This window comes from Methylobacterium sp. M6A4_1b, from assembly GCF_053345175.1.
Window position 1 is genome coordinate 157881 of sequence record NZ_JBKEZQ010000010.1, and the last position, 11256, is coordinate 169136.

Genomic DNA, 11256 nt, shown 5'->3' on the forward strand with positions numbered 1-11256 from the left:
GGCGGATCGCCGCCCGCCGTCTCGAGAACACGCCTCAGGGCGCGACCACCCCCTCGCCGGGGTTGTGGCGGTAGGCGTCCACGTCGGCAATATTCCGCTTGGCGACGGCCGGAATGCCGGCGATCAGCGAGTTGGGCGGCATGTCCTCGATCACCACGGCATTGGCCGCCACCACCGATCCGGCGCCGATGGTGATGGGGCCGATGATCTTGGCACCCGCATGGACGATGACGTCCCGCTCCAGATGCGGGGCGCCCGGCAGCGGGGTCCGGCCGCCGAGCACGACGTGGACGCCGATTTCGCAACCATCCTCGATCACGGACGCGCCGTTGATCACGACGCCGATGCCGCTGTGATGGAACATCACGCCCGTACCGATCGCGGCCCGCCCCGGGATGGAGGCGGCGAACCCGACCCGGACGATGCCATCGACGATGCGGGACAGCGGACGAAGGCCAGCGAGGTGAAAGCGCCGGGAAAGCCGCTGGAGGGCAGCCACAGCTTGCATGCAAGCACTCCGTCTATTCGATGATTGCGACGTCGTTATACGGCTGGTTCCAGATCAGGGAAATGGTTTTTGCGATCGGAATAATATCGCCAGTGGATGTCGTCCTGTCACCACTCTATAAACAAATGCATAGTCAGGTGAGACAGATTGAGCGACCAGCGTGAAGCCTAAACTGACATTTTTCGTCCCTGGTCTCGCGATGGGTGGAGCGGAGCGACACACGCTCGACCTTCGCGCACGCTTCATGGAAAAAGGCTATCCGACCTCCGTCGTCGTCTTCGGTCGCGGCCAGTCCGCGCAGACCGTCGCCCTGCCGGGCGCCCAGGGGGCTCGGATGCTGGGCTGCCGCGGCCTCGCCGATATCGGCTCCTGGCTCCGGGTCGGGAAGGCGCTGCGGGAGGAGGACGCCGACGTTCTCTTCGTCATCAACCAGGCCCCGACCATCATGACCCTGCCGTTTCGCTGGAAACTGCGCGGAAAGGTGGTCGGCATCTTCCACACGACGGTGCCGCGCCCAGGCGAAGGCCCCCGCACGGCGCTGTTCCGGATCGCGGCCCGGTTCCTCGACCGCCTCGTCTACGTCAGCGTCAACCAGCGGGACTACTGGCGCGCGCGCGGGCTCGCGTCGGCCCGGGACGAGGCGATCGTCAACGGGATCGACCTGGATCACTTCGCACCCCGCCCGGCGGATCGCGCGACCACCCGTTCCGCCTGGGGCGTCCAGCCCGACGACTTCGTCATGGGTCTGGTCGCGACCATGCGGCCCGAGAAGAACCACGCGCAGCTGATCGACGCCCTCGCGGCGCTCCGGCAGCGGGGCCTTCCCGCCAAGGTCGTCTTCGTCGGCAACGGTCCCGATCGGGAGCGGATGACGCAGGTGGTCGAGACGGCCGGGATGACGCCGCACGTCGTGTTCACGGGCGAACAGGGCGACGTCCGGCCGAGCATCGCCGGCTTCGACGTCGGCGTCCTGTGCAGCACGTCGATCGAGACCCTCTCCCTGTCGGCCCTCGAGATCCTCGCCGGCGGGGTGCCGCTGGTGCTCTCCGAGATCGGGGGCGCCTCCGAGATCGTGCAGGACGGCGTCAACGGATACCTCTTCGAGGTCGGTCGCACGGACCAGTTGATCGATCGGCTCGCCCGCGTGGCGCAGCCCGAGGAACGCGCGCGCCTGGCCGGGGCGACCCGCCGGACCGCCGCGGCCTTCAGCGTGGACCGCATGCTCGCCTCATACATCGCCCTCGTGGACGACCTCGTCGCGCCCAAGCGCTGAGGGCCGCCGCCTCGGTCTCACCCCTCCCTCGTCGACCGGCCGGACCGGGCTGCGGCACGGACCTGGCCCGACGCGCGCCGCAGGGGACGGCCCCCGTCCGTCCGCGATGCGTTCGGGCGATCCGCGCGGCCCGAATGCCTGCGCGCGCATCAGCCTCTGCCTGCATCCCGAGCTTTCGAGGCGTCCCTGCGCAAGTGCAGTGCAACATCGCCGCTCGGCTTGACGGATCCGACCCGCGCATATTCTATGCGTATAGTTTGGATAGTTCGTCCGGCGCGAGAGCCAGGAGCGGTGCCATGCGTGATCGTCGTGCGTTTCTGAAGTCTTCGCTGACGGCGGCCGCCCTGGGAGCCTCCGGCCTCCCGCTGTCCGGGTTCCCGCGCGGCGCGCGCGCCGCCGATGGCCCCCTCGTCATCGGCGCGCCGCTGCCGATCTCCGGGGCGTTCGCCGCGAACGGAAAGTACGCCTCGCTCGGCGCCGCCTTCGCCGCGCAGGAGGCCGGCAAGGTCCTCGGCCGCAGCGTCACGGTCGCGGACATCGACACGGAGGGCAAGCCGGCCCCGGCCGCCCGCAAGGTGCAGGAGGCGATGGCGCAGGGCACCCGGCTCTTCGCCGGCGGCATCCTCTCCTCGGAAGCCCTGGTGATGGGCAAGGAGGTCACGAAGGGCGACGGCGTCTTCATCACCACGGCGGGCGCCGACGAGATCACCGGCTCCGACTGCAACCGGGGCACCTTCCGCTGGACGGTGCCGACCTTCGGCGCCATCGCGCAGACGGTGCGCCCGCTGATCGAGCAGATGCCCCAGGCCAAGCGCTGGTACACGATCACCCCGCAATACGTGTTCGGCGAGGGGCTGCTGAGCGCCGCCAAGGCGGTGTTCCAGGAGAAGGGCATCGAGCATGTCGGCAACAGCTACCACTCGCTGGCCGAGAAGGAGTTCAGCGGCTACCTGACCAACGCCATCGCGGCCAAGCCCGACGTCCTGCTGCTCCTCAACTTCGGCTCACAATCCTCGGATGCCCTGCGCCAAGCGGTCAGCTTCGGGCTCAAGAAGCGCATGACCATCGTGCTCGCCTGGGCCTCGGGCCTGGAGCAGTTCGAGGCCCTGGGCGCCGACCTTTGCGAAGGCGTCTATTTCGGCGCGCAATACTGGCACGGCATCGACTCGCCCCTGAACAAGGCCCTGGTGGCCAAGGTCCGCGAGAGCGCCAAGATGACGCCGAACTACTCCTTCGCCGGTTCCTACCAGATCACCAAGCTGCTACTCGACGCGGCCACGAAGGCCGGCGGCGCCGACGGCCCCGCCGTGATCAAGGCGCTCGAAGGGATGCGCTACGCGGGTCTCACCGGCGAGGAGGAGATCCGGGCCGCCGACCACCAGGTCATCAAGGATTACTACCTGCTCAAGGGCAAGGCGAAGTCCGCCATGAAGGACAAGGACGATTTCGCCGAGGTCATCCAGTCCGGCAAGTCGTTCCTCTCGCCCGAGGCCGCCGGCTGCAAGATGACGTGAAGCGCGCCGCGTAACCCCTCCCCCTGCGGGGCAGGGAACCGCGCGGGCGCGCGGACACCGTCACGCCTTCCGGGAGACCCCGTGACCTACCTGTTCCAGATCCTGAACGGCCTTGGGCTCGGGATGCTCTACTTCCTCCTGGCGGTGGGCCTGAGCATCATCTTCGGGCTGCTGCAATTCGTGAACTTCGCCCATGGGGCGTTCTACCTCCTCGGCGCCTACCTGGCCTACGAGGGCGTCGAGCGGGGCCTGAGCTTCTGGGTGGCGATGCCGCTCGCCGCCCTCCTCGTCGCCGGGGTGGCGGGGCTGACCGAGCGGCTGCTCCTGCGCCGGGTCTACAAGCTGCCGCACACCTTCCACATCCTCGTCACCGTCGGCCTCGCCCTGGTCGTGCAGGAAGGCGTCATCATCGTCTGGGGACCCATCGGAGGGAACGTCGCGCCGCCGGACGAACTCAGCGGGGTGATGATCCTCGGCGACTTCGTCTACCCGGAATACCGGCTCTTCGTGATCGGCTTCACGGCGATCCTGGCGGCAGGCCTGTGGTGGCTCCTCGACCGGACGCGGCTCGGCGCCATCGTGCGGGCCGGGTCGGAATCGCCGACGAACATGGCGTTGCTGGGCTACGATACCCTGCGCATCAACACCGCCGTCTTCGCGCTCGGCGCCGGGCTGGCGGGCCTGGCCGGGGCGCTCGCCGCCCCCATCCGCGGCGTCGAGCCCTTCATGGGCGTCGAGGCCCTGGGCATCGCCTTCGTGGTGGTGGTGATCGGCGGCATGGGCAGCTATGCCGGGGCGCTCGCCGCCGGCATCCTCGTCGGCGTCGCGCAGAGCCTGATGGCCACCCTGTGGCCCGAGGGCGCGCGCCTCGTCATCTATCTCGGCATGGCCGGCATCATCATGGCGATGCCGCGCGGCCTGTTCGGCCGGGCCTGAGGAGGATCTGGCGATGATTCCCCTTCTCGACCGGCCCCTGGTGCAGTTCGGTCTCGCGGTCGCGACCGTGCTGGTCCTGCCGCTCGCCATGCGCTCCGGCACGCTGGCCAGCGAGATCCTGATCTACGGATTGGCCGTCGCCGCCTGCAACCTGCTGCTGGGCTATACCGGCCTGCTCTCCTTCGGCCAGGGCATCTTCTTCGGCCTGGGCAGCTACGTCGCCGGCCTCGGCCTCGTGCGCGCCGGCCTGCCGGCCCCGGTCGTGCTGGCGGCGTCGCTGGCTCTCGGCGCTCTGGTGGCGGCCGCCGTGGGCTGGGTCTCGATCCGGCGCCAGGGCGTCTACTTCGTGATGCTGACGCTCGCCTTCTCGCAGATGTTCTACTTCCTGGCCTACACCCTCAGCGGCATCACCGGCGGCGACAACGGCCTCCTCGACATCCCGCGCCCGCGCCTCGCCGGCACGGTGCTGGCCGATCCCTGGACCTACTACGCCTTCGTGGCCGTGCTCTTCCTCGCGCTCTTCGCCGCCCTGCAGCGGGTCGCGCTCTCCACCTTCGGGCGCACCCTGCTCGCCATCCGCGACAACGAGGGCCGGGCCGGGGCGATCGGCTATCCGGTGCGCGCCTTCAAGGTCGCGGCCTTCGCGATCTCCGGCGCGGTCACCGCCTTCGCGGGCGCGCTCCACGCCATGCTGATCGGCGTCGCGCCGCTCTCGAACATCGACTACCACACCAGCGAGACGCTGCTGATCATGACGATCATCGGCGGCAGCGCGAACCTGTTCGCCTCGCTCCTCGGGGCCGGCGCCTACCTGCTCGCCGCCGACGCCCTCTCGGCGATCTGGCCGCGCTGGCTCCTGCTTCTCGGGCTCCTCCTCATCGTCATCACGCTGTTCCTGCAGCGCGGCCTCTGGGGCCTGATCGAACGCGCCGTCGCCCTCGTGACGCGGGCGCCCGACGAGGGCCTTCCCCTCCCCCTTGCGGGGAGGAGCCAGGGATGGGGGTGGCGCCGCCAGCCTCCGCCGGTCGAGGGTCACCCAGCCACCCCCACCTCCAACTCCTCCCCACAAGGGGGAGGAGAGCAGCCTGGCGCGCGTTCCGCACCGGAGGCGACGCGATGAGCGCACCGATCCTCGCCACCGACGCCTTGGGCGTCCGCTACGGCAGCTTCGTCGCCCTGCAGGACGTGACCCTGCGCATCGCCGAGAACAGCGTCCATTCGATCATCGGCCCGAACGGCGCCGGCAAGACCACCCTGTTCCACGCGCTGACCGGCCGGATCACGCCCTCGGCCGGGCGCATCACCCTCGCCGGCCGGGACATCACCCGCAGCGCCGACCACGAGCGCGTGCGCCTCGGCCTCGCCCGCTCCTTCCAGGTCACCAGCCTCTTCCCGACGCTGAGCGTGCGCGAGAACCTGCGGCTGGCCGCGCAGGGCAAGACGCCCTGGCAGGCGCTGGCTCCCTGGCGCCGGGCCGAGGCGAACCGGCCGGCGCTGGCGGTTGCCGAGGCGATGCTGGAGCGCCTCGACCTCGCCCGGGTGGGCCTGCGCCCCGCCGGCGAGCTCTCGCACGGCCAGCAGCGGCGCCTCGAAGTCGGCATGGCCATGGCGGCGGCCCCGAAGGTCATCCTCCTCGACGAGCCGACCTCCGGCATGGGCATCGACGACATCGGCGCGATGACGGCGCTGATCCGCGACCTCGGCCGCGACCACACCGTCCTGTTCATCGAGCACAACATGGGCATCGTCATGAACATCTCCGACACGGTGACGGTGATGCGCGCCGGCCGCGTGCTGGTGGAGGGGCCGCCGGCCCGGGTCCGCGACGACCCGGAGGTGCGCCGGGCCTATCTCGGCAACATGATCACCGGCGACCTGACGCCCGCCCGGGCGCACGCCTCGTGAGCGGCCCGGTCGCCCTCAGCCTGGACGGGGTCCAGGGCTTCTACGGCAAGAGCCACATCCTCCAAGGCGTGGACCTGGAGGTGCGCGACGGCGAGATCGTCTGCCTGCTCGGACGCAACGGGGCCGGCAAGACCTCGACGCTGAAGGCGATCAGCGGCCTCCTGCCGCCGCGCGGCGGCCAGGTGCGCTTCCGCGGCACCGACGTGGCGGGCTGGCCCGCCCACCGCATCGCCCGGGCCGGCCTCACCCTCGTGCCGGAGGATCGCGGCATCTTCAGCCTCCTCAGCGTCGAGGAGAACCTGGCCATCGCCGTGCGCAAGGGGTCGCCCTGGGGCCTGCGGGACATCTTCACGATGTTCCCGCGCCTGGAGGAGCGCCGCCGCAACGGGGGCGCGCAGCTCTCCGGGGGCGAGCAGCAGATGCTGTCGATCGCCCGCGCCCTTCTCTCCGGGCCGAAGCTCCTCATGCTCGACGAGCCGGTGGAGGGCCTCGCCCCCGTCATCGTCGAGGAGATCGTCGCCCAGATCCGGGCCATCCGCGACGCCGGGGTCCCGATCCTGCTGGTGGAGCAGAACCTCGCGGTCTGCACGAGCCTTGCAGACCGCCACTACATCCTCGAACTCGGCCGCGTCGCCTACGCGGCCGGCAATGCCGACTTCGTCGCCGACGAGGCGGCCCGCGACCGCTTCCTCGGCGTGAAGGCGGCGTGAGCAGAACGGAATCCGGGACACAGATGTCGAACCTCACCATCAACGCCGAGCGCCTCTGGGACAGCCTGACCGAGACCGCCGCGATCGGCGCCACCCCCGACGGCGGCATCGCCCGCCTGACCCTGAGCGACGAGGACCGCCGGGTGCGCGACTGGCTGCGGACCCAGGTCGAGGCCCTGGGCTGCACCCTCACGGTGGATGCGGTGGGCAACATGTTCGCGCTGCGCCCCGGCCGGAACCCGGACCTGAAGCCGATCGCCCTGGGCAGCCACCTCGACACCCAGCCCACCGGCGGAAAGTTCGACGGCGTGCTCGGCGTGCTGGCCGGGCTCGAGGTGCTGCGCACCCTCGACGGGGCCGGCTACGTCACCGAGGCGCCGCTCCTGCTGGTGAACTGGACCAACGAGGAGGGCGCGCGCTTCGCCCCCGCCATGCTGGGCTCGGGCGTCCATGCGGGCATCTACGACGGCGCCTGGGCCGAGGCGCGCCAGGACAGCGCCGGCACGACCTTCGGCACGGCCCTCGACGCCATCGGCTATCGCGGCGACGCCCCCGCCGGCTCGGTGCCGTTCGGGGCGATGTTCGAACTCCACATCGAGCAGGGCCCGATCCTGGAGGCGGAAGGCGCCACCATCGGCGTGGTGCAGGGCGTGCAGGGCATGCGCTGGTACGAGGTCACCCTGGAGGGCCAGTCCGCCCATACGGGCTCGACCCCGATGCCGATGCGGCGCAACGCGCTCGTGGGCGCCGCCCGCCTGGTCGAGGCGGTGGATGCCGCCGCCCATGCGCACGGCCCCGACGCGGTCGGCACCGTCGGCCACCTCACGGTGACGCCGAACTCCAACAACGTCATTCCGGGCCGCGTCTTCCTCACCGTGGACCTGCGCCACCCGCAGGACGCGGTGCTCGACGCCATGGAGGCGGCGCTCCGCGCGGCCGTCGCGCGCGTCACCGCCGACCTGTCCCTGGAGACCCGGCTCGACACCATCGCCCGGACCGCCCCCGTCGCCTTCGACCCGGACTGCATCGCCTCCGTCCGGCGCGCGGCCGAGAAGGGCGGCCACGCCACCCGCGACATGGTCTCGGGGGCCGGGCACGACGCCGCCCACGTCGCCGCCCTGGTGCCCACCACCATGGTGTTCGTGCCGAGCGCCGGGGGCCTCAGCCACAACCCGGCCGAATCCACCGCCCCGGCCGAATGCGCCGCCGGCGCGCAGGTGCTGCTCGACGCGGTGCTCGACTACGACGCCCGCCTGTCCCCCGCGGCCTGATTCCGATCCCAGCAAGGCTTCGAAGCGCATGCGTATCGTCACCGCCCGGGTGAACCACGAGACCAACACCTTCTCGCCCCTGGCGACCCCGCTGGCCGCCTTCGGCCCGCTCCGGGGCGAGGCGGCCCTGGCGGCGGGGCGCGACAGCACCACGGCGCTCGGCGCCTTCATCCGCTTCGGGGAGGTACGCGGCGCCACCGTCGCGGTGCCGGTCTCGGCCCACGCCAACCCGAGCGGCCCGGTGGCGGACGCGGCCTTCGAGGCTCTGAGCGCGGCGATCCTCGACGCGATCCGTCCCGGCTGCGACGCCATCCTCCTCGACCTGCACGGGGCGATGGTGACGCAGAGCCACGACGACGGCGAGGGCGAGCTCCTGGCGCGCATCCGCGCCCTGGCGCCCGGCGTGCCGCTCGGCGTCGCCCTCGACCTCCACGGCAACGTCACCGGCCGCATGGTGGCGAACTGCGACGCGATCGCCGGCTTCAAGACCTACCCGCACGTGGACATGGCCGAGACGGGCACCCTCGTCGCCGACATCGTCGGGCGCATGCTCGACGAAGGATTGCGGCCGCACCGGGCCTGGGTCCATCCGCCGATGCTCGCCCACACCCTGCGCATGGACACCCGGGTGCCGGGTCCGATGCAGGACGCCGTGAGGGCGGCCAAGGCCGTGGAGGCCCGCCCCGGCGTGCTCGCTGCGACGATCTTCGGCGGCTTCTCCCTGGCCGACCTCGCCGAGGCCGGGATGTCCGTCACGGTCACGGCGGAGACGCAAGCGGCCGCCGACGCGGCGGCCCGCGACCTCGCGGCCGGGCTCTGGGAAGCGCGCGAAGACTTCGTCTACGCGGAGGCGCCGCTGGCCGCGTCGATCGCGGCGGCGAACGCCGCTCTGGCCGGGCCGGGCGATGGCCCGGTGCTCCTCCTCGACCACGGCGACAACTGCATGTCGGGCGGCACCTGCGACGTGATGGACGTCCTCGCCGCCGCCCTGGCGGCCGGGATGGACGGCATCCTCGCCGGCCCGATCTGCGATCCGGAGGCCGTCGCGGCCCTGCACGCGGCGGGCACCGGCGCCCGGGTCGAACGCGGCCTCGGCAACCGCGTGGCCCTTCCGGGCTTCGAACGCCAGCCCCCCCTCCCCGTCAGCGGGACGGTGACGGCCCTGGGCGACGGCGAATACGTCATCACCGGCCCGACCTATACGGGCCAGCGCTGCCGCATGGGCCGGGCGGCGGTGCTCGACACGGGTGCGGCCCGCATCCTCGTCACGGAGGAGCCGCACGAGCCCTGGGACCTCGGCGTGTTCACGGGCTCGGGCCTCGACCCGGCCGCCGCCCGCGTGCTGATCCTGAAGTCGCGGATGTATTGCCGTCCGGTCTTCGAGCCCATCGCCCGGGCGGTGGTGGAATGCGCGAGCCGGGGCGTCACCAGCTCCGATTACGGGCTGTTCCCGTTCGCCAAGCTCGCCCGCCCGATCTTCCCGCTCGACGCCGACGTGGCCTGGACGCCGCGATGAGCCGGGCGCTGCCATGAACCGGTCGCTGTGATGAGCACGCGGGAGACGGACGGCCCGTCCGCGCCGATGCGGCGGATCAAGCTGTCGGACCAGATCGCGGAGGATCTCTGCGACCGGATCGCCCGCGAGCGGCTGGCCCCCGGCGACCGCCTGCCGAACGAGCGCGCCCTGATGCAGCATTACGGCTGCGCCAAGGGCACGATCCGCGAGGCCCTGAAGGCCCTGGAGGTCCAGGGGCTGGTGACGATGCAGTCCGGCCCCAATGGCGGCCCGGAGATCCGCCCGGTTTCGGTGGACGCCGCCGCGCAGCAGCTGCGCCGGTTCCTGCACTTCCAGGAGCTCGACTTCGCCCAGGTCTATGCCCTGCGCCGCAGCCTGGAGGTGACGCTCGGCGTCAGCGTGGTCGGTCGCCTCGGCGAGGCGGAGTTCCGCCGCCTGGAGGAGAACATGGCCGCCTGCGAGGCCGCCAATGCCGGCGATGGCCGGGGCCTCGGCCGGGTGATCGAGGTCGATTTCCACGACATCCTGTGCGACGCCAGCGACAACCCGCTGCTGGCCTTCATCTGCCGGTTCCTGAACAGCCTGCTGCGCGACCTCGTGGAGTTCCGCAGCGACAGCCTCACCGAGCACGAGGCCTTCGGCGCCCACAACCTCGCCAGCCATCGCGCCCTCGTGGCCGCCTACCGCGCCGAGGACGCCGAGGCCGTCCGCCGGGAGATGCACGACCACATGTGCTGCGCCGAGCATTTCATGCAGCGCCTCGACGCCAAGTTCCGCAAGGACCTGCTGAGCCGGCGGGGGGCGAACGGCGCGGTGTCGTGAGCGGAGGCGTCCGCCGGAGGTCGGAAGCCCGCACCGGCGAGGCCGCCTCCGCGACGGAATCCGGGCGACGATGTCCATCCGGAGCGGCGACGTCGACAGGCCTCGTCTTGACCGTTGCTCGGACCGCGAGCGAAAAGGATCGTCCTTCCGGGTGCGACGAAATGCCTTTTGCGTCGATGTGACTGTATCGCGGCACGGACTGATCGCCGCGATGTGATGAACGACTTGGGGCGCTCGCATTGCTGCGGGCGCCAATGGCTAAGCTAAGACTGACTGGTCGCCCGCGTGCGCGCGAATATCTCACGCTCGACATGCCAGCCGCCCGATCCCGTCCTCCACTCATATTCATATGATGTTTCTCTCTGCGAGAACATCATTCCTAGTGTATTTACTGGGGATACGTATATTTTCTCCTATTTATATCAATCTCGTCTTTTTAAAAATCCACTTGATTGAGCATGATTTACAAATATGCTGCCTTTTCTGTTTTAATGAGTGCGTTTCACAGCAAAACATCTTGCCTCGACAAGATGTTTTGCAAATTTGCAGTTTTGTGCAGGAAGCGGAATCGATCGCGCGGAAGCACGCCAGCGAACGGACGTTATCGTGACGATTTACTATGTCGACAAATCTTCCAAGTATGCTTCGGACCGAAATCCCGGCACATCGGCAGCGGCGCCCCTCACCAGCCTGGATGCGGTGAACAAGCTCAAGCTCCAGGCGGGCGACACCGTCGCCTTCAAGGCCGGCACCGCCTACACCGCCTCGGCCGCGGGCACGGGCGCCCTCAACATCACCGCC

At 70.3% G+C, this 11256-nt stretch carries 11 protein-coding genes; 10 read left to right on the forward strand and 1 reads right to left on the reverse strand.

The features are described from left to right. Positions 1-34: 34 nt before the first annotated feature. The gene (locus ACLBWX_RS12570; RefSeq protein WP_447677400.1) at positions 35-508 is read right to left on the reverse strand and encodes a serine O-acetyltransferase; all 474 of its coding nucleotides are present in this window, start codon (positions 506-508) and stop codon (positions 35-37) included. A 199-nt stretch (positions 509-707) separates the two neighbouring features. On the opposite strand from ACLBWX_RS12570, the gene ACLBWX_RS12575 reads away from it, so the two are divergent. From ACLBWX_RS12575 to ACLBWX_RS12620, 10 genes are all read left to right on the forward strand, one after another. Then, entirely contained in the window at positions 708-1781 is a 1074-nt protein-coding gene (locus tag ACLBWX_RS12575) for a glycosyltransferase family 4 protein (protein ID WP_447677401.1), read from the forward strand. Positions 1782-2077: 296 nt separating this feature from the next. After that, complete coding sequence (locus ACLBWX_RS12580) at positions 2078-3295, forward strand: ABC transporter substrate-binding protein (protein ID WP_447677402.1); 1218 nt, start codon at positions 2078-2080, stop codon at positions 3293-3295. Positions 3296-3376: 81 nt separating this feature from the next. Further along, positions 3377-4231 carry a branched-chain amino acid ABC transporter permease gene (locus ACLBWX_RS12585; protein ID WP_447677403.1) on the forward strand — a complete coding sequence of 285 codons (855 nt, stop codon included), beginning with the start codon at positions 3377-3379 and terminating at the stop codon, positions 4229-4231. Between the two features lie 13 nt (positions 4232-4244). Further along, a complete protein-coding gene (locus ACLBWX_RS12590) occupies positions 4245-5351 on the forward strand; it encodes a branched-chain amino acid ABC transporter permease (RefSeq protein ID WP_447677404.1) in 1107 nt (368 codons plus the stop codon). Then, positions 5348-6136 (forward strand): ABC transporter ATP-binding protein, encoded by a 789-nt coding sequence (locus ACLBWX_RS12595; RefSeq protein WP_447677405.1) that lies wholly within the window; start codon positions 5348-5350, stop codon positions 6134-6136. Before ACLBWX_RS12590 ends, ACLBWX_RS12595 begins: the two co-directional genes overlap by 4 nt. Continuing rightward, positions 6133-6846 carry an ABC transporter ATP-binding protein gene (locus ACLBWX_RS12600; RefSeq protein ID WP_447677406.1) on the forward strand — a complete coding sequence of 238 codons (714 nt, stop codon included), beginning with the start codon at positions 6133-6135 and terminating at the stop codon, positions 6844-6846. The genes ACLBWX_RS12595 and ACLBWX_RS12600 overlap by 4 nt, the downstream gene beginning before the upstream one ends. 23 nt (positions 6847-6869) lie before the next feature. After that, positions 6870-8117 (forward strand): allantoate amidohydrolase, encoded by a 1248-nt coding sequence (locus ACLBWX_RS12605; protein WP_447677407.1) that lies wholly within the window; start codon positions 6870-6872, stop codon positions 8115-8117. A gap of 28 nt (positions 8118-8145) precedes the next feature. Further along, positions 8146-9633 (forward strand): M81 family metallopeptidase, encoded by a 1488-nt coding sequence (locus tag ACLBWX_RS12610; protein WP_447677408.1) that lies wholly within the window; start codon positions 8146-8148, stop codon positions 9631-9633. Positions 9634-9663: 30 nt separating this feature from the next. Further along, a complete protein-coding gene (locus ACLBWX_RS12615; RefSeq protein ID WP_447677409.1) occupies positions 9664-10455 on the forward strand; it encodes a FadR/GntR family transcriptional regulator in 792 nt (263 codons plus the stop codon). Between the two features lie 606 nt (positions 10456-11061). Beyond that, the coding region (locus ACLBWX_RS12620) for a hypothetical protein (RefSeq protein ID WP_447677410.1) at positions 11062-11256 on the forward strand (195 nt) is incomplete at its 3' end.